This is a genomic window from Rhizobium sp. TRM95796, assembly GCF_025779995.1.
In the GTDB taxonomy this organism is placed as follows: Bacteria; Pseudomonadota; Alphaproteobacteria; order Rhizobiales; family Rhizobiaceae; genus Rhizobium_E.
On record NZ_JAOXHE010000004.1, the window covers coordinates 65,444 to 84,261 of the forward strand.

General features: G+C 61.5%; 19 protein-coding genes. 6 read left to right on the forward strand and 13 right to left on the reverse strand.

The window, feature by feature from the left end:
• Nucleotides 1-5: 5 nt before the first annotated feature.
• The 3 genes from OCK01_RS09100 to OCK01_RS09110 all read right to left on the reverse strand — a co-directional run bounded on the left by OCK01_RS09100 (nucleotide 6) and on the right by OCK01_RS09110 (nucleotide 1,187).
• Nucleotides 6-260 (reverse strand): type II toxin-antitoxin system RelE/ParE family toxin, encoded by a 255-nt coding sequence (locus OCK01_RS09100; protein WP_318530236.1) that lies wholly within the window; start codon nucleotides 258-260, stop codon nucleotides 6-8.
• A 26-nt stretch (nucleotides 261-286) separates the two neighbouring features.
• The gene (locus OCK01_RS09105; protein WP_263823662.1) at nucleotides 287-559 is read right to left on the reverse strand and encodes a CopG family ribbon-helix-helix protein; all 273 of its coding nucleotides are present in this window, start codon (nucleotides 557-559) and stop codon (nucleotides 287-289) included.
• 115 nt (nucleotides 560-674) lie between these two features.
• Nucleotides 675-1,187: a YcxB family protein gene (locus OCK01_RS09110; RefSeq protein WP_263823663.1), complete on the reverse strand. Its 513-nt coding sequence runs from the start codon at nucleotides 1,185-1,187 to the stop codon at nucleotides 675-677.
• A 376-nt stretch (nucleotides 1,188-1,563) separates the two neighbouring features.
• On the opposite strand from OCK01_RS09110, the gene OCK01_RS09115 reads away from it, so the two are divergent.
• Entirely contained in the window at nucleotides 1,564-2,355 is a 792-nt protein-coding gene (locus OCK01_RS09115; protein ID WP_263823664.1) for a hypothetical protein, read from the forward strand.
• A gap of 702 nt (nucleotides 2,356-3,057) precedes the next feature.
• Here OCK01_RS09115 and xylA read toward each other — a convergent pair.
• From xylA to OCK01_RS09150, 7 genes are all read right to left on the reverse strand, one after another.
• Entirely contained in the window at nucleotides 3,058-4,365 is a 1,308-nt protein-coding gene (xylA, locus tag OCK01_RS09120; RefSeq protein WP_263823665.1) for a xylose isomerase, read from the reverse strand.
• A gap of 200 nt (nucleotides 4,366-4,565) precedes the next feature.
• The gene (xylB, locus tag OCK01_RS09125) at nucleotides 4,566-6,020 is read right to left on the reverse strand and encodes a xylulokinase (protein WP_263823666.1); all 1,455 of its coding nucleotides are present in this window, start codon (nucleotides 6,018-6,020) and stop codon (nucleotides 4,566-4,568) included.
• A gap of 19 nt (nucleotides 6,021-6,039) precedes the next feature.
• A complete protein-coding gene (locus OCK01_RS09130; protein WP_263823667.1) occupies nucleotides 6,040-7,062 on the reverse strand; it encodes a substrate-binding domain-containing protein in 1,023 nt (340 codons plus the stop codon).
• Nucleotides 7,063-7,190: 128 nt separating this feature from the next.
• The gene (locus OCK01_RS09135; protein ID WP_263823668.1) at nucleotides 7,191-7,694 is read right to left on the reverse strand and encodes a DUF1993 family protein; all 504 of its coding nucleotides are present in this window, start codon (nucleotides 7,692-7,694) and stop codon (nucleotides 7,191-7,193) included.
• A 128-nt stretch (nucleotides 7,695-7,822) separates the two neighbouring features.
• A complete protein-coding gene (locus OCK01_RS09140) occupies nucleotides 7,823-8,893 on the reverse strand; it encodes a nickel/cobalt transporter (protein WP_263823669.1) in 1,071 nt (356 codons plus the stop codon).
• Nucleotides 8,884-9,522, reverse strand: coding sequence for a DUF1007 family protein (locus OCK01_RS09145; RefSeq protein ID WP_263823670.1), 639 nt, complete (start codon nucleotides 9,520-9,522; stop codon nucleotides 8,884-8,886). Before OCK01_RS09145 ends, OCK01_RS09140 begins: the two co-directional genes overlap by 10 nt.
• Before the next feature lie 76 nt (nucleotides 9,523-9,598).
• Nucleotides 9,599-10,492: a LysR family transcriptional regulator gene (locus tag OCK01_RS09150; RefSeq protein ID WP_263823671.1), complete on the reverse strand. Its 894-nt coding sequence runs from the start codon at nucleotides 10,490-10,492 to the stop codon at nucleotides 9,599-9,601.
• A gap of 598 nt (nucleotides 10,493-11,090) precedes the next feature.
• On the opposite strand from OCK01_RS09150, the gene odc2 reads away from it, so the two are divergent.
• Both odc2 and OCK01_RS09160 read left to right on the forward strand, forming a co-directional pair.
• Entirely contained in the window at nucleotides 11,091-12,224 is a 1,134-nt protein-coding gene (gene odc2, locus OCK01_RS09155; protein ID WP_263823672.1) for an ornithine/lysine decarboxylase, read from the forward strand.
• 109 nt (nucleotides 12,225-12,333) lie between these two features.
• Entirely contained in the window at nucleotides 12,334-12,933 is a 600-nt protein-coding gene (locus OCK01_RS09160; RefSeq protein WP_263823673.1) for a GNAT family N-acetyltransferase, read from the forward strand.
• A 36-nt stretch (nucleotides 12,934-12,969) separates the two neighbouring features.
• Here the strand turns inward: OCK01_RS09160 and OCK01_RS09165 are convergent, their stop codons facing one another.
• Together OCK01_RS09165 and OCK01_RS09170 are read right to left on the reverse strand one after the other, a co-directional pair.
• Nucleotides 12,970-13,389 carry a hypothetical protein gene (locus OCK01_RS09165; protein WP_182828251.1) on the reverse strand — a complete coding sequence of 140 codons (420 nt, stop codon included), beginning with the start codon at nucleotides 13,387-13,389 and terminating at the stop codon, nucleotides 12,970-12,972.
• Between the two features lie 111 nt (nucleotides 13,390-13,500).
• Nucleotides 13,501-14,319 carry a MerR family transcriptional regulator gene (locus OCK01_RS09170; RefSeq protein ID WP_263823674.1) on the reverse strand — a complete coding sequence of 273 codons (819 nt, stop codon included), beginning with the start codon at nucleotides 14,317-14,319 and terminating at the stop codon, nucleotides 13,501-13,503.
• A 156-nt stretch (nucleotides 14,320-14,475) separates the two neighbouring features.
• Here OCK01_RS09170 and OCK01_RS09175 point away from each other — a divergent pair, with 156 nt between their 5' ends.
• The 3 genes from OCK01_RS09175 (at nucleotide 14,476) to ygiD (ending at nucleotide 18,206) form a co-directional block, all read left to right on the forward strand.
• Nucleotides 14,476-15,756 (forward strand): 4-aminobutyrate--2-oxoglutarate transaminase, encoded by a 1,281-nt coding sequence (locus OCK01_RS09175; protein WP_263823675.1) that lies wholly within the window; start codon nucleotides 14,476-14,478, stop codon nucleotides 15,754-15,756.
• Between the two features lie 3 nt (nucleotides 15,757-15,759).
• On the forward strand, nucleotides 15,760-17,238 hold the full coding sequence (locus OCK01_RS09180; protein WP_263823676.1) for an NAD-dependent succinate-semialdehyde dehydrogenase: 1,479 nt from the start codon (nucleotides 15,760-15,762) through the stop codon (nucleotides 17,236-17,238).
• A gap of 158 nt (nucleotides 17,239-17,396) precedes the next feature.
• Nucleotides 17,397-18,206 carry a 4,5-DOPA dioxygenase extradiol gene (gene ygiD, locus OCK01_RS09185; RefSeq protein ID WP_263823677.1) on the forward strand — a complete coding sequence of 270 codons (810 nt, stop codon included), beginning with the start codon at nucleotides 17,397-17,399 and terminating at the stop codon, nucleotides 18,204-18,206.
• Here ygiD and OCK01_RS09190 read toward each other — a convergent pair whose 3' ends face one another.
• Nucleotides 18,207-18,659: a DUF1810 domain-containing protein gene (locus tag OCK01_RS09190; RefSeq protein ID WP_263823678.1), complete on the reverse strand. Its 453-nt coding sequence runs from the start codon at nucleotides 18,657-18,659 to the stop codon at nucleotides 18,207-18,209. It lies immediately after the preceding gene.
• Nucleotides 18,660-18,818: the final 159 nt, after the last annotated feature.

Here is an 18,818-nt window from a genome sequence, read left to right on the forward strand (position 1 = left end):
CCCGTTCAATATCCCGCTTCTTTTTGATGGCGGAAGGCCAGCACATAGACCGTATCGTCGACCGCTTCGTTGCGATAGAGCGCTACATAGCCGGAATCTCCGAACGGTATCAGCAACTCGCGCAGTTCAGGTTGCTCCGGCAAAGGCCTGCCGATGTCCGGAGTCGTTTCCAGGATGAGGAATTGACGCGCTATAGCCTGACCGGCCCGTTTGGCGGCTTCCGGCGCTTTTGCGGACAAAAACCGCCGGCAACGCGCCAGTCCGAGAGCCGCGCCTTCCGTGACGATTACTCGTGGCACTCCGGCATCGCCTTTTCATCGTCAGCGCCCCAGGTGGACAGCCAGGTTCTGACTTCCTGGCCGGTCAGGTGTCGGCCCGTTTCCTGATAGGCGGACCAGGACGCCAAGGCGTCCTGCTTGAAGCTCTCGTGAGCCTCCTCGCGGTCCACATATTGCTTGATCGCTTCGAGCATGATCCAGTGCGCCGAACGCTGACGCTGGCTGGCAAGCTGCTGAACGCGGCTCTTCAGGTCGTCGTCGATCTTGAGGGATGTCGCCATGGTCCTCGGTTCCTATGACTGGGTATTACCTGGTGACACTTTAGGCTACCTTCGCAGAACTGTCCATGCGGAGGCTGTGGCGCTGAAGGCGCGGCGACAATCGCGGGCGCGACAGTCAGGCGGGTTTGACCTTGGCTGTGAGGATGGCCCTGAGGTCGCCGATCTGCGCCGCCGTCAGCGCCCGCTTGGGCAGCATGTTGAAAAGGCGCGGCCCCTGAAACAGCAGGAAAACCCTGTCATTATCAGCCCATTTCAGAAAATCGCTCCAGGGAATGGTCACGCCGCCCTGCTGGTTTGTCAGGGTCACGTTGTCTTCCGTCCAGGCGACCATCGTCTCGTAGCGCAGCGTCTTCTGCGCCGAATAGGATTTTCGCGCCGCCATCCGCGCCACATAGAAATACTGAAAGAACGGCAGGACGAAGCCGATGGCCATCATGATGTAGAAGGGCGTGAATGCAGATCGCCTCGACTCCGGCGCGAACAGCGAGAGGACGAAGATGGCGAGGATGATGAGATAGCCTGCAAGCCGCCAGCGTGAGGTGAAGGTTTTGATCGTGAACAGCTTGTTGGCGGCGATGTAGTCATCGGCGGTCAAGGTGAGGGTGATGGTGCGGATGGGGTCGGTCATGGGACAGGGCTTTTTGGTATGTTGGGCGCAGTGAGCTTTATCCTGATGGCAATGGTTTGGAAGTAATCGGTAAGTAGGCAATCCTTCAGCCGCTAAAGTGTTTTCACGGCAAAAAATGCCCCACGGAATCGATACGGCCTCCTTCGCAGTCGTTAAGCTTGAAGCTCTCCAGAAGGTGCTTAAGCGCGCGGTAAATTTTTAAAACTTGCCAGTGTCTAATTATCAGATCCAGCGCTCAGTTGGTTTGGGTTGCAGACGGCCTTCTAGTATAGTACAGCGAGTATGGACTCCGAAACGCATTAAAACTCCGTGAGCCTTACACAGGATCAGTGGGTGAGGCCCTGTTTTATGGGGAAAAGGGCAAGCAGCACCAAGGATGTCGTACTCAGCAGAACAGATAGCCGACTTCAGCACGAGCCTCGAAGAGTGGATTGCTCGTGAAAGCGATCTAAGCGAGAGACTCATCTTAAGGGCATATAAGCACGAGCGCTCAAAAATACTGGTTGCTCATGGGGCCACACGTCGGCTGCGCACCCTAGTTCGCTGTATTGAGCAGGCTTATAATCTGGTGCCGCCGGCCACCGTTTCTCCGTTGCAGGTTGAAATTGAAGATGCCGCTGTTTGGCTGCAAGCATTCATGATCAATACATACGGAGTCATTGATAACTACGCCAGACTGTGGGTATGGGAAGCCGATATTCAACATAAGGGTAAGTCCATTAAGCCGATGAATATCGGATTGACACCTGCCCACAACATCGTCAGGCAAAGCCTGTCAACGCAGATGCAGGCATATCTTGCAACCACCAATGATTGGTTTGCCTATCTTGAGAATTACCGCCATGCCTTGGCACACCGAGTACCGCTTTATATTCCTCCTAAAAGGATGGATGACGATGCAGCCAAGGAATGGAGGCGCTTAGAAGTAGAGAGCCTTGAAGCTCTGAAAGCCCGTGACATGGGTCGTTATGGGCAGCTTCGCGGGCAACAGTCGCTGCTTGGGGCATTTCAGCCTTGTATGATGCACTCGTTTGGACCGAATGAGAATGACGGTAAGCCAGTTCTATTCCATCCTCAGATGATCTGTGATCTTGCTTCAGTAGTAGAAATTGGCGAGAAAATGCTGCACGAGCTCGATGCTTTGCCTGATCTCTGCTTTCAGACGTAGTGGTTCACAACGCCTTTTTCAACCATTCCTGCGTGCCGGTATTCAACTGAGAGTTGAAACCCTTGGCTTCGATGCGGGTGGCGAATGTCTTGAGGCATTCGGAGGTCAGTATTTTCTGGTTTTCGGGCTTGGCCTAGCAAACGCAACGGGGGTCGAGCGTGGCCGACATTGGCCCTGACTATTTTCGCCGTCACCTTCAGACAGCCTGCGCAGCAATTGATGCCGCCGATATCGCAGATCAGCCGGTTTTCGGCGTCGAGCAACTGACGGTGCCGCCCACTACTAACCCTACAGCGCATGCAGGCTGTTCAAAGTTCGGTCAAGTCGGATCAGTTTCTTACCCTGTCCTATGTGCTGGCGATATTGGAACACTGTTCTTTGGCTGACTTCCTCAGCGACAAGGGGCGACGTCCCACGGGGAACTTCAAAGGAAACCACAAGTCGGTCGTCGCATAGTAATGTGTAGAGGTCTTCACCCTGATCCACGACATGCTCAACGACGTGAAACACCGAGCCAGATATCCCCAGACTATGAACAAGATCGATCAGCGCGGCGTGCTGGGCTGAACTTTCAGGTTGAAGCTTTGGATATTGTTCGAAGCGATCGGTAAGACGGGACGTCAGAGCCGGCTCCATTGGGCTAGTTGCGCGCTTCACTGTTTAGGGAGGCGGCGTCGCCGCCGCCTCCCTCTGTCTTCCGCCTCAAACGTAGCGGTTGACCACGTTTTCCAACAGTTCCTGCTTGCCGGATTTTGGCTGCGGGTTGATGTCCTCGGCTTCGACGCGGGCGGCGATGGATTCGAGGCTTTCGTTGGCCAGCATTTTCTGGTTTTCTGGCTTGGCCCAGCCGGCATAGCGGGCGTCGAGGGGGACGGAGAGGGCCTTTTCCTCGATCATCTTGGCGGCCGCCTTCAGGCCGCGGGCGCAGCAATCGATGCCGCCGATATGGCCGATCAGCAGGTCTTCGGCGTCGAGCGACTGACGGCGCAGTTTGGCGTCGAAATTGGTGCCGCCCGAGGTGAAGCCGCCGCCCTGCAGGACCTGGTAATAGGCCAGCGCCATTTCCGGGACATTGTTGGGGAACTGGTCGGTGTCCCAGCCGGACTGGTAGTCGTTGCGGTTCATGTCGATCGAGCCGAAGATGCCGAGCGCATTGGCGAGCGCCAGTTCATGTTCGAAGGTGTGGCCGGCGAGAATGGCGTGGCCCTGCTCGATATTGACCTTCACTTCCTTTTCGAGACCGTAGTTCTTGAGGAAGCCGTAGACCGTGGCGACGTCGTAGTCATACTGGTGCTTGGAGGGTTCCTGCGGCTTGGGCTCGATCAGGATCGCGCCCTTGAAGCCGATCTTGTGCTTGTATTCCACGACCATGTTGAGGAAGCGGCCCATCTGGTCCAGTTCCTTCTTGAGGTCGGTGTTGAGCAGCGTCTCATAGCCTTCGCGGCCGCCCCAGAGCACGTAGTTTTCACCGCCGAGCTTGTGGGTGGCGTCGATGCAGGTCTTCACGGTCGCTGCGGCGAACGCAAACACATCCGGATCCGGATTGGTGGCGGCGCCCGACATATAGCGGCGATGCGAGAAGAGGTTTGCGGTGCCCCAGAGGAGCTTCACGCCGGTTTCGGCCTGCTTTTGGGCGAAGTAATCGACGATCTCGTTGAGGTTCTTGGTGTTCTCGGCGAAATTCTTGCCTTCCGGGCGCACATCGGCGTCGTGGAAGCAGTAATAGGGCGTGCCGAGCAGCTGGAAGAATTCAAAGGCGACATCTGCTTTGAGTTTTGCCGCTTCCATGGTGTTTTCGAACCAGGGACGCTCGAAGGTGTTGCCGCCGAACGGGTCGGTGCCCGGCCAGACGAAAGTGTGCCAATAGGCGATGGCGAAGCGGAGGTGATCCTCCATGCGCTTGCCGAGCACGATTTCGTCGGGGTTGTAATGGCGATAGGCGAGCGGATTTGTGCTGCCTTCGCCTTCAAATTTGATCTTTTCGATCGTGCCGAAAAAGCCGGTACCCATAGTGTTTGCTCCTTGGTTTGGTGTTCGTGGTGGTGGTTCTGGCGGTGGATGTGGGCGGTGGCCCCTCATCCCCCTGCCGGGACCTTCTCCCTGTAGAACGGGGAGAAGGGGAATCGTGGCGATGACGGTGCTCCATCATCCTTCTCCCCGCTGTGGCGGGGAGAAGGTGGCGGCAGCCGGATGAGGGGCTGCCGCCAAGTTTAGCCGTTCAGCGCCGCAATCGCCGGATAGACGGCGCGGTAGCGTTGGTACGCGGTTTCAAACACGTCACGCAGGCCAGCCTCGGGCTCGATGCTGGCTTCGGTCGCGGGCGCGGTGCAGACGGCGACGGGGTCGGCGCCGGTGGCGGCGATGAGGCCGAGGCGGGCAGCGCCGAAGGCGGCTCCGAAATCGCCGTCGGCGGGGATGTCGATAGGCGTGTCGAGCGCGGTGGCGATCGCCTTTAGCCAATAGGTCGAGCGCGAGCCGCCGCCGATGGCGGTCATGCGCGGCACGCTCGCGCCGGCGGATTTCAGCGCTTCGAGATTGTCGCGGAAGGCGAAGGCGACGCCTTCGAGCACGGCTTGGGTCAGCGCTGCGCGGCCCGATTCATGGCCAAGGCCTGTGAAGACGCCGCGGATTTTCGCGTCATTGTGCGGCGTGCGCTCGCCGGAGAGATAGGGCAGGAAGGTGACCGGGCCGGGGGCATGAAGCGTGTCGCCCAGCTCCGCCGTCAGCTCGCCCGCCGATTTGCCTGTCACCCCCGCATGCCAGTTGAGCGCATCGGTGGCCGAGAGGATCACGCCCATCTGGTGCCAGGTGTTGGGCAGCGCATGGCAGAAGGCGTGGACGGCGCTGGCCGGGTTGGGGAGATAGGAGGCGTTGGCGGCGAAGAGCACGCCGGATGTGCCGAGCGAGACGAAGGCCGCGCCTTCCGACACGGTGCCCATGCCGCAGGCCGAGGCCGCATTGTCGCCCGCGCCGCCGGCGATCACCACGCCTGCGCCCATGCCCCATTTGCCAGCGAGCTCGCTGCGCAATTCGCCGGCCTTATCCGTGCCTTCGACGAGGCGCGGCATCTGGCTTTCGTCGAGATCGGTGGCGGCGAGCAATTCGGATGACCAAGCGCGCTTGCCGGTATCGAGCCAGCTGGTGCCGGCGCTGTCGGACATTTCCGAAATATGCTCGCCCGACAGCCAGAGCCGCAGATAATCCTTGGGCAGAAGCACCTTGCGGATCTTGGCGAAGATTTCGGGCTCATTGTTCTTCACCCAGGCGAGTTTGGGGGCGGTGAAGCCGGGGAAGACGATATTGCCGGTGAGCGCCCGGAAGCGCGGATCGGCGTCCAGCGCTGCGGCTTCCTTGTAGGAGCGCGTGTCGTTCCAGAGGATGCAGGGGCGCAGCACCTGGTCTGCGGCGTCGAGCAGGGTCGCGCCATGCATCTGGCCGGAGAGGCCGATGCCCTTGACGGCGGCGAGTTCAGCCGGATGGGCCGCCTTTAGCGCGTCGAGCGCCTCTTCCGTAGCGCGGATCCAGTCGGACGGCTCCTGTTCGGACCAGCCGGAATGCGGCCGCGAGACGGTGAGATGGCCATTGGCCGAGCCGATGATGTTCTGATCGGCGTCCATCAGCATGGCTTTGACGCCGGATGTGCCGAGATCGAGACCGAGATACATTGTTGTCCTCCCTTGCCCTTCAGGGCAGATTGTCTTTCAGGAATATGTCGATGCGGATGCGCTCCTGCGCCGCGATCACCGGCAGGCCGTCGGCCCGGGCCTTGAGAACGCGGATTGCGGAGCGGATTTCATGGCCGGGATCCTGGTTGAGGATCGCGTCGATCAGCCCGTCCTCCAGCGCCTTGCGGGTCAGCGCGCTGAGTTCATGGGCGATCGCCACCGGGGGCTCGCCTGTGGTCTGCTCGAGTGAAGCGACGAGGCCGCGATTGCCGGCGCCGAGATTGTAGACGCCGATCAGATCGGGATGATCGCGGAAGGCGGATGTCAGCAGAGATTTGACCCGGGCCGGATCGTCCTGGCTCTCCATCACCTCCAGCAGGCGGACACTGGGCGCGATCTCGTCGAGGCGTTCGCTAAAACCGGTAAGACGGTCGCGATGGTCGCCGAGCCGAAGGGAACCCGCGATCACAGCGACGGCGCCCGTGCGGCCGGCGAGGAAACGGCCCATCAGCGAGCCCGCGGTGCGGCCGGCGGCGAGATTGTCGATGCCGGTAAAATGGTCGCGGCCGGAGGCGACGAGATCGGAGACCAGCGTGACCACGGCGACGCCCACTTCGCGCAGCCGCTCCATGCGCGCCTGGATCGCCGGCGCATCGATCGCCACCACGGCGACGCCGGCGGGCGGATTGTCGATCAGCGCGTCGAGCGCTGCGGCGAGCGCCTGTTCATCGAAAGCGGGCACGGCGATGAGGCGGATGTCGGTGCGCTCCAGCGCTCCGCGCAGCCGGGCGGCGGCGACCTCGTCGCGCAGCGCCTGCATGAAGGAATTGTCGCTTTCCGGAATGACGAAGGCCAGCCCATAAGTGCGGCTCTTGGCGAGATTGGCGGCGGCGACGTCGCGCACGAAGCCGATGCGGTCGATGGCCGCTTCGACGCGTTCACGGGTGGCGGCGCGCACGCCGGGACGCCGGTTGAGCACGCGGTCGACCGTGGCGAGGCTGACGCCCGCTTCCCTGGCAATGTCATGAACCGTCGGTTTCATGCCCGCATTCCTCCCGGATGGGGTCATAGCGAAGATTATGAGGTACGTAAATCAGAAATTTCGTGCGGCAAAGAAAAAGCCGGCGGGACAGGATCGCCGGCTTTCGAAAATCGGATTTGCTGATGCGTTCAAGCGCTCAGGAAATCGCTCTTGCCGATCTTCACGCCATTCTTGCGGATGATGTCGTAGGCGGTGGCGACGTGGAAATAGAAATTCGGCAGGCCGAACTGCAGGAGATAGGAGGCTCCGGTGAAGGACATCGTCGCCCAAGGGAATTTCACTTCGAACTCGACCTCGGTGCGGGCGTTGACGGCGTCGGCATCCACGGCCTCGAACAGAGCTTTGGCCTTCTCGATGCGGGCCTGGAGCTCAGCGAAGCTGGTTTCGGTGTCGGGCAGGGACGGCACGTCCTGGCCGGTGACGCGGTAGAGCATGGATTTGGTGTGATCGGTGGCGATCTGAACCTGGCGCGTCAGGTCGAACATATCGGCCGCCAAGCGGTCGCCGAGGATCGTCTGTTCCGCGAGGCCGTGCTCCCGGCAATGGGCGGAAGCTTTGGCGAGAACGGTGGAAAGGCCCTTGAGGCGAGGCAGGACGGAGCCCGCGGCGACGGTGTGGAGCGTGAGGGTCATGATATGTTCCTGTTTTGCAAATTGTAGCGCGCCGCGCATCGGCGGCGTCGGCGCTTGCAAGCGCAGGCTTTAGCGCGATTTGACCGGAGCGCAAGTCGTTTGCGCGGGCTGACCATGGCAACGCGTCGTCAGCCCTGCAGCGACGCCATCAGGAAGGTGAAGCCGAACAGGATGATGATCACGGCGCCCATGAGTTCGATGCCATGGCCGAGCTTGCCGCCGACGCCGGAGCCGGCATAGCGGAGGGCGGCGTCTTTGGCGGTGACGGCGAGCGTGGCGAGGATCGACACGGTGATCGCCGTGCCGATCGACATGGCCAGCACCGACAGCGCGCCGCCGAGATAGAGTCCATTGAGGAAGGAGAAGGTCAGCACGATCAGCGCGCCCGAGCAGGGGCGAAGCCCGACCGCCATGATCGCCGTCCAGGCGTCGGCGATGGAGAAGCGATCGCCGCGTACGGTGTCCACCGAAGGGGCGTGGGCGTGGCCGCAGACCGAACAGACGTCGCCGGCCGTATGGGCGTGACCTTTGAGGCCGGGGCCATGGCTGTGATCGTGAACGAAACCTTCGCGAAAGCTGACATTGTGCGGCGTCGAAAAGGCCGGGATGACGGCCAGACCGGGTTCGGTCATGGCTGCCGTCAGGCTCTTGAGCTTGCGGTAGAGCAGCATGACGCCGAAACCCATGATGATGGCGAAGGAGGCGACCTCCAGCCATTTGGCGACGTCGGTCATGGTGATGAAGGTGCCGCGCAGCACGAGGAAGCCCGCCCCGGTCACCAGGATCGCTACGGCGCCCTGCACGAAGGCGGAAAGAAACGAGATCATGACGCCGCGCTTCAACTCGGTCTCGTTGGCGATCATGTAGGAGGAAATGACCGCCTTGCCGTGGCCGGGACCCGCGGCGTGGAAGACGCCATAGATGAAGGAGACGCCCACCAGCCACAGCACTTGCCAGTTGTCCTGGCGCATCGCCTTCAGCGCCTCGGTCAGCGCGCGATAGAACTGCTGTTGCTCCGCATTGATGAACAGGACGACCGGCTCCAGCCATGGCAGATAGCGCATCATGAATTCCGAGGGCGGCCCCGCGCCCGGTTCGGCGTTGCCGAGTCCCAGCGACGAGGCGAGCGCCAGCGACGGCGCGAGCGCGGCCAAGGCGAACAGGAGGGCGCCGCCGAGTGTTCTGCGGTTCATGAGCATTGAATTTCCATCCGCGTCGCAAACAGTTTCGACATGTCGGTGCCGGTCGGATCGTTGAAGAAGGCGTCCGTCAGCGTCGACTTGTTCTCGGCGATGACTTCGTCTGGATCGGGTCTGACCACTGCGCCCTTGCACTGCTTGAAGTCGCCCATCATCACCACGTCCTTATCGGAGGGGAAGTCGATCGACGTGTAGAGCGTGGGATCATAGACGCCGAAAGTCAGCTTGCCCTTGAGCGCAATTGGCTGGGCCGGCTTGACGGCGAAGAACATCAGCAACTGGCCGGCCTTGTAGTCGACATGAATCATGTCGGGTTTGGCGACCTTGATGAGGCGGCCATTGTCGGTGATGGTGGTGTAGTAGTCGAACTCTTCCAATGACGCCAGGACGGTCTTGCCGACTTCGGCGAGTTCGCCGGGATCGAGCTCGAGATTGGCGTTCTTGTCGAAATCCATCAGCACGGAGGAGGAAAACACCTCGTCGAAACGCCAGATATTATGGAGTTCCTGGATCTTGCCGTCGCCGCCGGCGACGATCTCGAGCCGGGCGTCGGCAAACACATGCGGATGCGTCCATGCCGCCGACGGCGCGGCAAACAGCAATGCGGCAAGCGCGAGGTCTTTCCTCATGGATCTCCAGTCCCTTCCGATCGACGGCAGATCGCCGAAAATTGCGTCGAAATTCCGACAGAGCGGCCGTAACGCCTCAGCCGTTCTTCTTGAACCAGCCATGCAGATAGTCGACGAAGCGGCGAACCTTGGCCGGCAGATAACGGCGATGCGGATAGATGGCGTAGATGCCGCCGCCCTTCAATTCGTAATCATCGAGAATAGTGACCAAGGCCCCGCATTCGGCCTTGGGCTGGGCGATGAAATCCGGGATCATCGCGACGCCGAGACCCGCAATGGCCGCCCGGGTGGTGGCGATCGGCGAATTGACCTCGATCGGACCGGAGACGGAAATGGAGTGGGTGGTCCCGTCGGTGGTTTCGAAACGCCAGACATTGTAATTGCGATTGTTGGTGTCGACGATGCATGGAATGCCGGCGAGATCGCTGGGATGACGGACCTCGCCATATTTTTCGAGCAGCTTCGGCGAGATGAAGAATTTCATGCCGAAATCGCAGAGCTTGCGCGCGATCATCCCGGAGTCTTCGAGCCGGGTGATGCGGATCGCCACGTCGAAGCCTTCCTCGATCAAGTCGACGAAGCGGTCCTCGGCGACGATGTCGAGCACGATGTCTGGATGCTCGGCGGAAAAATCGATGAGGCACTGGCCGATATTGGCGTCGACGAAGCTGCGCGGCACCGAGATGCGGATGCGGCCCTTGAGATCGGTCGCGCCTTCGCGGACGAGATCGGCGAGATTGTCGATTTCCTTCAGGATTTCAGAGGCCTGGCGATAATAGGTATGGCCGGCCTCGGTGAGTGAGAATTGACGCGTGGTGCGGTTGAGCAGCAGCGCTCCGAGTTCGTCCTCCAGCTCCTTCACATATTTCGAAAGCAGCGCCTTGGATCGTCCAAGCTTGCGCGCGGCTGCCGAGTAACCCTCCGCGTCGACAACGTCGATGAAGGCGCGCATCCGCGTCAGCGTATCCATAGGGCCCCGATTCATAAAAATGTAAGAAAAGACTTGAACGCCAGTGTCTTACCACGGCGAAAAAAAATCAAAAAGGGGCCAAAAAATTCTTGATTATGACAGCGAACATGCCTATCTCCCCCTTGCCCAAAGTCGCACGTGCCTGTGGGTGTCCGCCGACCCTCGAACTGGGAGAGATCCCTAAGGTGAGGTTATCGGTAAGGTACCTGGACCTAACCGCTCCAGTCGCTATTCCGGCCAACCGGGAAATGCGAGGACATCTTGAAGCAACGACGGTGCGGGCCTTTCTGGTGTCTGCCGGCTTTCCATCAGCCGGGGTTACTGAAGAGGCACACCTTCATTGCCGGAAGTGCGGTCGGGTTCATCCCTCCAATCCAAGGCAGACAAGACGATCCGACGCTGTAAGGCGTTAGGTCATCATTGCATTGCATATTCAGTTTATAGGTCCGGTGTCTCCATCTGCTGGCCCTGTTTGCTGCGTATCCTTGTCTCATGTCGACCGGTTCATCCGGTGAATGCCACTTGTCCAGTCCGTGGCCGGTTCGTTCCGGTTCCGGCGACGGATCAATCTACTCTGGATTTTGGAAGGACACCCGCCATGACCACCCAGCGCATCCGCGATTTCCTCGCCACCCGACGTCCTGATGGACCGTGCCTCGTCGTGGACCTCGATGTCGTCAAGGACAATTTCAAGGCCTTCCGTCACGCTTTGCCGGACAGCCAGATCTATTACGCCGTCAAGGCCAACCCGGCCCCCGAAATCCTCAAGCTGCTCGCCGATCTCGGCTCCAATTTCGATTGCGCCTCTGTGGCCGAAATCGAAATGGCGCTGAACGCCGGCGCGACGCCTGCCCGCATCTCGTTCGGCAACACGATCAAGAAGGAGCGCGACGTCGCTCGCGCGCATGCGCTCGGCGTCAGCCTTTTCGCCGTCGATTGCCATGAGGAAGTCGAGAAGATCGCCCGCGCCGCTCCCGGCGCCCGCGTGTTCTGCCGCGTTCTCACCGATGGCGAAGGCGCCGAATGGCCGCTCAGCCGCAAGTTCGGCTGCGTGCCGCAAATGGCCGTCGACGTGCTCGTCTACGCCCATCAGTTCGGCCTCGTCTCGCATGGCGTGTCCTTCCATGTCGGTTCGCAGATGACCAAGCTCGACGCCTGGGATTCGGCTCTCGCCGACGCCAAGCGCGTGTTCGTGTCGCTCGCCAAGCGCGGCATCGAACTCAAGATGGTCAATATGGGCGGCGGTTTTCCGACCAAGTATCTCAAGGACATTCCGACGTCCGAAGCCTATGGTCGCGCGATCTTCGCCTCGCTCAAGAAGCATTTCGGCAATCACATTCCGGAAACCATCATCGAGCCGGGCCGCGGCATGGTGGGCAACGCCGGCGTGATCAAGACGGAAGTCGTGCTGATCTCCAAGAAGTCCGACAATGACGAACATCGCTGGGTGTTTCTCGACATCGGCAAGTTCGGCGGTCTGGCCGAGACCATGGACGAGGCGATCCGTTACCCGATCCGCACCACCCGCGATGCGGACGCGATGGAGCCCTGCGTGCTCGCCGGCCCGACCTGCGATTCCGCCGACGTGATGTATGAGAAGAACATGTATCCGCTGCCGGTCTCGCTGACCATCGGCGACGAGGTTCTGATCGAAGGCACGGGCGCCTACACCACCACCTATTCGGCGGTCGCGTTCAACGGGTTCGAGCCGCTCAAGGCCTATGTGATCTGATCCCGGGCGTCCGGATCGACATATGCGAACGCCCCGGATGATCCGGGGCGCGCGTTTCACACTTCAACATCACCGCCGCTGATAACGGTATTGGGCACGGGAGGCCAAGATGGCCGCTGTACTTGACACTGTGCGGGCGCTGTTTGCGCCCAAGTCTTCTCTGTCTTTCCGCATCGACCGGGAAAATCCCGGCGACGTGGTCGCGCGCGAGCGCCTGCTCGATCTCGCCATGGGGCCGGATCGGCGCAAGAAATCGTCCGAGGCGCTGCGCCGCAATCGCGTGCCGGCCGAAGGCCTGGCGCTGGTGGCGCGCGACGAGGACGATCATGTCATCGGCACCGTGCGGCTGTGGAACGTCCAGGCGGGCGTGACGCCCGCCGGCGGCGCCGTGCCGGCGCTTCTGCTCGGCCCGCTCGCGGTGTCCGCCGATCATGAGGGCAAAGGCATCGGCGGCGCGCTGATGCGGGCGGCGATTGTCGAAGCCAAATCCCTCGGTCACGGGGCGATCCTGCTCGTGGGCGACGCGCCTTATTACGAGCGCTTCGGCTTTTGCGCAGACAAGACCCAGACGCTGATGATGCCGGGCCCGTTTGCCCGTGATCGCTTCCTGGCGCTGGAACTCAAGGACGGCTGGCTGGACGGCGCGGTCGGCATGCTGGTGGCCACGGGCCGCAAGCTGGTCGAGCCGGGTCTCAAGCAGGCCGCCTGAAGACGATCGTCGAGCCGCCTGATAAGGCGGCTCTTTTCATGCGCAGAGCAAAGCGCGGTCGGCGAGCAACCGATAATCGCCCGCCAGTTCGGATCCCGCGCCGTTGTCGACATGGCGAGACGCCGCGCCGCAGCGCGTGCGCTCTGCGAAGCGCTTGCGCCAGATATCGTCGCCGACATGGATGAGGCCGCCGAAACCGTCGAACTGGTCGGCGGTGATGTCGACCACGACATTGTCCTGCTCCAGCCAGGCGTGCTGATTGTCGGCGGAGCGGCCGATGACCAGCGTGAAATCCCCCAACCCCTGATCCTCGAGGAATTTGCCGAGCAGCACGGAGGCGTCGCCGCAGGAGCCCCAGGGGAACAGGCGAAATCCTGCCGACAGGCGGCTCTTCTCGGTCGTTTCAATGGCGAGGCGGAAGCGGGTGGCCGCTTCTCGGATGGCGTCTTTGCTCATGGCGCGCCCTGACGGTGACTGACGCCGAAACCCTACGCCGCATGGAAAAGTCCGCAATCGGAATCATCGAACATGGTTTCCGGGTGAAATTTCCGAAACGCGGCCGGAATGTCAGAACGTCGGCGGCGTGTTCACCCAGATCAGCACCGTCTCGCCGTCGAATGCGTTGCGCCAGGAATGAGGTCGCCGGCTTTCGAAATAGAAGCTGTCGCCAGGGCCGAGCTCGAAGAACTGGTCGCCGTCGAGAATGATCTCCAGGTTGCCGGTCAGCACATGCAGAAACTCCTCGCCGGGATGCTGATAGGCGCCTTCGCTGGAGGCGCCGGGCGCGAGCACGAAGCGATGGCACTCCATCTGGTTCTTGCCTTCCGACAGGATCTGCACGGTGACTCCGGTGGAGGAGGGCGGCCAGGTCGACCATTCGCCGCTGCGGATCAGCGATTCGCCTGCATGGCGATCTTCCTGCCCCGAAAGCACCGCGAGCGTGGTGCCGAAATGGGCTACCAGCTCATGCAGCGCCTTGAAGGACAGGCCCTGCGATGTTCGTTCGAAGGTGGAGAGTGTCGACGTCGCAAGGCCGATGGCCTGCGCCACCGCATCCAGCGTCTTGCCGGCCTCGCGCCTCAGCCTGCGGATCTTCCTGCCGATCGGGATTTCGCCGATATCGCCGTCGTCGGTCGCGTCGTCCTCGGAAGCGTCCTGTTCTTGTTCCGCTTTCAGATTTTCGCGAATGGCGGCCGGGTTCAGGCCTTTCTCGTGCCGCAGCCAGCTGATGCTCTTGAGGCGTTCGACATGGCCCGCGTCGTAAAGCCGCTGGCCCGAATCGGTGCGGATCGGCTCGATCAGCCCCTGGCTTTCCCAGAGCCGGAGCGTTGAGGCCGAAACGCCGGCCATGCGGGCCGCTTCGGCGATCTTGTAGCGTATCTCCATCCTCGTCCGATCCGGTCTGGTGCGCGCACGATTTACGTCGCGACAATTCTTGCGGACCATATTGCAAGTCTACAGAAAAAATGCAAGAAATCTTCCGGAGTGGTCGCGGAGAGTTCCGCGGCTCGATCAGGTCACTCGAACATCCAGGGGTTTCCCATGTTGAATACGGATATCGCCGCCCGCAGAACCGATGCGATCTCGCGCGGCGTCGGCGTCACCACGCAGATCTATGCCGACAAGGCCGAGAATGCCGAAGTCTGGGATGTCGAGGGTCGCCGCTATATCGATTTCGCCGCCGGCATCGCCGTGGTCAACACCGGCCACCGCCATCCCAAGGTGATCGCGGCGGTGAAGGATCAGCTCGATCACTTCACCCATACCTGCCATCAGGTCATTCCCTACGAAAACTACGTCACGCTCGCCGAGCGTCTGAACGACGCCGTGCCCGGCAACTTCAAGAAGAAGACGATCTTCGTGACCACCGGCGCCGAAGCGGTCGAAAACGCCATCAAGATCGCGCGCGCCGCCACCAACCGTTCCGCCGTCATCGCCTTCACCGGCGCCTTCCATGGCCGCACCTTCATGGGCATGACGCTGACCGGCAAGGTCGTTCCCTACAAGACCGGCTTCGGCGCGATGATGCCCGACGTCTTCCATGTGCCGTTCCCGGTGGAGCTGCATGGCCAGACGATCGAGGACTCGCTGTCGGTGCTCGACAAGCTGTTCAAGGCCGATGTCGATCCGGCCCGCGTCGCCGCCTTCATCGTCGAGCCGGTGCAAGGCGAGGGCGGTTTCTATGAAGTGCCGCGCGCCTTCATGGTCAAGCTGCGCGAACTCGCCGACAAGCATGGCATCCTGCTGATCGCCGACGAAGTCCAGACCGGCTTCGCCCGCACAGGCAAGCTGTTCGCCATGGAGCATTACGGCGTCGTCGCCGACATCACCACCATGGCCAAGGGCCTGGGCGGCGGCTTCCCGATCGCCGCCGTCACCGGCCGCGCCGACATCATGGACGCGCCTGGCCCCGGCGGCCTCGGCGGCACCTATGGCGGCAATCCGATCGGCATCGCCGCCGGCAACGCCGTGCTCGACGTCATCGAAGAGGAAAAGCTCTGCGACCGCGCCGAGCAGTTGGGCGCTCGCCTCAAGCAGCGCCTGCAGTCGCTGATCGAGGCTGTGCCGCAGATCGCCGACATCCGCGGCCCGGGCTTCATGAACGCCGTCGAATTCAACATTCCCGGAACCAAGACGCCGGACGCCGACTTCACCAACAAGGTGCGGGTGCGGGCTCTCGAAAAGGGTCTGATCCTGCTGACCTGCGGCGTCTATGGCAACGTGATCCGTTTCCTGTCGCCTCTCACCATCCAGGACGATGTCTTCGCCGAGGCGCTCGACATTCTCGAAACCACGCTGCGCGAATGCGCGAAGGAGGCCTGATCCATGGCGATTTCCGACACCTTCAAGTCCAAGCTGAAAGATCCCAGCCTGATCGTCGACAAAGCGCTGGTTGCGGGCGCGTGGGTGGACAAGAGCGATAGCGGCAAGACCTTCGACGTGACCAATCCGGCCACCGGCGAGGTCATCGCCACGCTGCCGGATATGGGCCGGGCGGAAACCGCCCGCGCCATCGACGCGGCCTACAAGGCGCAGAAGACCTGGGCTGCGAAGACCGGCAAGGAACGCGCCGGCGTGCTGCGCAAGTTGTTCGACCTGATGGTCGCCAACGCCGACGATCTCGCCATCATCCTGACGACCGAAATGGGCAAGCCCGTCGCGGAAGCCAAAGGCGAAATCCTCTACGGCGCATCCTATGTCGAATGGTTCGGCGAAGAGGCCAAGCGCGTTTATGGCGACACGATCCCCGGCCATCAGCCGGATAAGCGCATCATCGTCATCAAGCAGCCGGTCGGCGTCGTCGCTGCGATCACGCCCTGGAACTTCCCCAACGCCATGCTGGCGCGCAAGATGGCGCCGGCGCTGGCCGCCGGCTGCGCCATGGTCTCCAAGCCCGCCGGCGAAACGCCGCTCTCCGCTTTGGCGCTGGCGCTGCTCGCCGAACGCGCCGGTCTTCCGGCCGGCCTGTTCAGCGTCATCCTGTCGTCGGCCTCCGCGCCGATCGGCCAGGAAATGTGCGAGAACGAAAAGATCCGCAAACTGACCTTCACCGGCTCGACCAATGTCGGCAAGATCCTGATGCGGCAGGGCGCCGAGCAGATCCTCAAGCTCGGCCTTGAACTCGGCGGCAATGCGCCGTTCATCGTGTTCGACGACGCCGATCTCGATGCGGCGGTCGAAGGCGCGATGGTGTCTAAATATCGCAACAACGGCCAGACCTGCGTTTGCGCCAACCGCCTCTATGTCCAGGCCGGCGTCTATGACGCCTTCGCCGAAAAGCTGGCCGCTAAGGTGTCGCAGATGAAAGTCGGTGACGGCTTCGAAGCCGGCGTCAATGCCGGTCCGTTGATCTCGGCCAAGGCGATGGACAAGGTCGAGGAGCATATCGGCGACGCGCTCTCCAAGGGCGCGCAGGTGGCTGCCGGCGGCAAGCGCGACGAGAAGGGCGGCCTGTTCTTCCAGCCGACCATCCTGACCGGCGTGACCAGCGAGATGAAGGTGGCCCGTGAAGAGACCTTCGGTCCCGTCGCTCCGCTGTTCAAGTTCGAGACCGAGGAAGAGGTCATCGAGATGGCCAACAACACCGAATTCGGCCTCGCCTCCTACTTCTACTCGAAAGACCTCTCCAAGGTATTCCGGGTGGCGGAAGCGCTGGAGTATGGCATGGTCGGCGTCAATACCGGTCTGATCTCCAGCGAAATGGCGCCGTTCGGCGGCATCAAGCAGTCCGGCCAGGGTCGCGAGGGCTCGAAATACGGCATCGAGGATTATCTCGAGATCAAGTATCTCTGCCTGAGCGTGTGAGACGCGCCACGCCTGAAATCAGAGAAGCCCGGCATGTCCGGGCTTCTTGCTGTTCAGGATTTGCGAACGAGTTGTCGAGAGTTTCGCGTCTATCGTGAACATAGCCCAAGGACTATGTTTGTCGTGACACTCATGCATCACGTGGCCCAGAGGCAAACATGGCATCGCTCAGCAACGCTTTTTCCAATCTCTCCTCGACCCCGCGCATGCCGGCGCTGTTCGTGGGGCACGGCAGCCCGATGAATGCGATCCTCGACAATGACTATAGCCGCAGCTGGCGCAAGATCGGCGAGAGCCTGCCGACGCCCAAGGCCATTCTTTGCGTTTCCGCCCATTGGATGACGCGGGGGACGACGCTGGTGCATATCGGCCGCAATCCCAAGACCATCCACGATTTCGGCGGTTTTCCGCCGGAACTGTTCGCGCAGCAATACAATGCTCCGGGCGCGCCGGATTTCGCTCAGGCGACGATCGACCTCCTGCAGGAAAGCCATGCGGAAGGCGACGATCGCTGGGGGCTCGATCACGGTGCCTGGTCAGTGCTGATCCAGATGTTTCCGAAGGCGGATATCCCGGTCTTCCAGCTGTCGCTCGATCTTTCGAAGGGGCTCGCCGATCACTTCAAGCTGGCGGCCGAACTCAGGGCGCTGCGGGAAAAAGGCGTGCTGATCATCGGCAGCGGCAACGTGGTCCATAACCTCCGGGCGCTGAATTTCGACGGTCAGGTGTTCGATTGGGCGGTGGAGTTCGACCGCTATATGGCCGACGCCATCGAGACGCGCGATATCGGCCGTGTTCTGAACGCCGGTTCAATCGGACGGGCGGCGGCGCTGGCGCATCCCACCGTCGAGCATTTCCTGCCGATCCTCTATCCGCTGGCGGTGATGGACAAGGCGGACGATCTGGCCTTCTTCAACGACACGATCGATCTCGGCTCGATCTCGATGCGGAGTTTCGTGCTCTCCTGATCAGGCGTTGGCCTCGGGCGTCCAATCGAGGAGCGCGAGCGTCCTGTCGTCGCGCTGGCCGCCGCACAACTCGTCGAGCGCGCGGGAGAAGAGCGAACCACTGTCGCCTGCAGCCAACTCGAACAGCGTCATGGAAGATCGGAATTTCATGTCGTCTGGCGCGCCGAAAATCTCGTGGAGGCTCTTGTCCGAATGGGCAAGCGTCGCCTTGGTCGCCTCGATCAGCCGCGGTCCGAGCATGGGATGGCGGAGATAGGCCTTGGCTTCTTCCACCGAGACGAGGGCATAGAGCTGTGCAGTCGGCGACATGCCCAGACCTGCGAGCTGGGGGAAGACGAACCACATCCAGTGGCTCTGCTTCCGCCCGGCCCGCAACTCATCGAGCGCGCGGGGCCAGCTCGAGGATTGCGCTTCGACGAAGCGGTCGAGATGGAAATGGATATTGTCCGACATCAGGTGGCTCCGCAGGATGTGGCGATCCGTTCAGGTCGCGGAGGGAAAACGGGCAAGGCGCGGCAAAGTTTCCTCAAAGCGCGAACGCCGTAAATTTAAGGCGAGTTTGTTAAGCGTTCCGAAACGTCGCCACCTTATCGTCCGGTAACCATTCCTGTT

Excerpts from the sequence above, each read along its gene's own strand:
- OCK01_RS09105 (WP_263823662.1), bottom strand. The coding sequence starts at position 559 with ATGGCGACATCCCTCAAGATCGACGACGACCTGAAGAGCCGCGTTCAG.
- OCK01_RS09135 (WP_263823668.1), bottom strand. The coding sequence starts at position 7,694 with ATGACCCTCACGCTCCACACCGTCGCCGCGGGCTCCGTCCTGCCTCGC.
- OCK01_RS09115 (WP_263823664.1), top strand. The coding sequence starts at position 1,564 with ATGTCGTACTCAGCAGAACAGATAGCCGACTTCAGCACGAGCCTCGAA.
- OCK01_RS09140 (WP_263823669.1), bottom strand. The coding sequence starts at position 8,893 with ATGCTCATGAACCGCAGAACACTCGGCGGCGCCCTCCTGTTCGCCTTG.
- OCK01_RS09130 (WP_263823667.1), bottom strand. The coding sequence starts at position 7,062 with ATGAAACCGACGGTTCATGACATTGCCAGGGAAGCGGGCGTCAGCCTC.
- OCK01_RS09110 (WP_263823663.1), bottom strand. The coding sequence starts at position 1,187 with ATGACCGACCCCATCCGCACCATCACCCTCACCTTGACCGCCGATGAC.
- OCK01_RS09150 (WP_263823671.1), bottom strand. The coding sequence starts at position 10,492 with ATGGATACGCTGACGCGGATGCGCGCCTTCATCGACGTTGTCGACGCG.
- ygiD (WP_263823677.1), top strand. The coding sequence starts at position 17,397 with ATGGCATCGCTCAGCAACGCTTTTTCCAATCTCTCCTCGACCCCGCGC.
- OCK01_RS09170 (WP_263823674.1), bottom strand. The coding sequence starts at position 14,319 with ATGGAGATACGCTACAAGATCGCCGAAGCGGCCCGCATGGCCGGCGTT.
- OCK01_RS09190 (WP_263823678.1), bottom strand. The coding sequence starts at position 18,659 with ATGTCGGACAATATCCATTTCCATCTCGACCGCTTCGTCGAAGCGCAA.
- odc2 (WP_263823672.1), top strand. The coding sequence starts at position 11,091 with ATGACCACCCAGCGCATCCGCGATTTCCTCGCCACCCGACGTCCTGAT.
- OCK01_RS09175 (WP_263823675.1), top strand. The coding sequence starts at position 14,476 with ATGTTGAATACGGATATCGCCGCCCGCAGAACCGATGCGATCTCGCGC.
- OCK01_RS09145 (WP_263823670.1), bottom strand. The coding sequence starts at position 9,522 with ATGAGGAAAGACCTCGCGCTTGCCGCATTGCTGTTTGCCGCGCCGTCG.
- OCK01_RS09160 (WP_263823673.1), top strand. The coding sequence starts at position 12,334 with ATGGCCGCTGTACTTGACACTGTGCGGGCGCTGTTTGCGCCCAAGTCT.
- OCK01_RS09180 (WP_263823676.1), top strand. The coding sequence starts at position 15,760 with ATGGCGATTTCCGACACCTTCAAGTCCAAGCTGAAAGATCCCAGCCTG.
- xylA (WP_263823665.1), bottom strand. The coding sequence starts at position 4,365 with ATGGGTACCGGCTTTTTCGGCACGATCGAAAAGATCAAATTTGAAGGC.
- xylB (WP_263823666.1), bottom strand. The coding sequence starts at position 6,020 with ATGTATCTCGGTCTCGATCTCGGCACATCCGGCGTCAAAGCCATGCTG.
- OCK01_RS09165 (WP_182828251.1), bottom strand. The coding sequence starts at position 13,389 with ATGAGCAAAGACGCCATCCGAGAAGCGGCCACCCGCTTCCGCCTCGCC.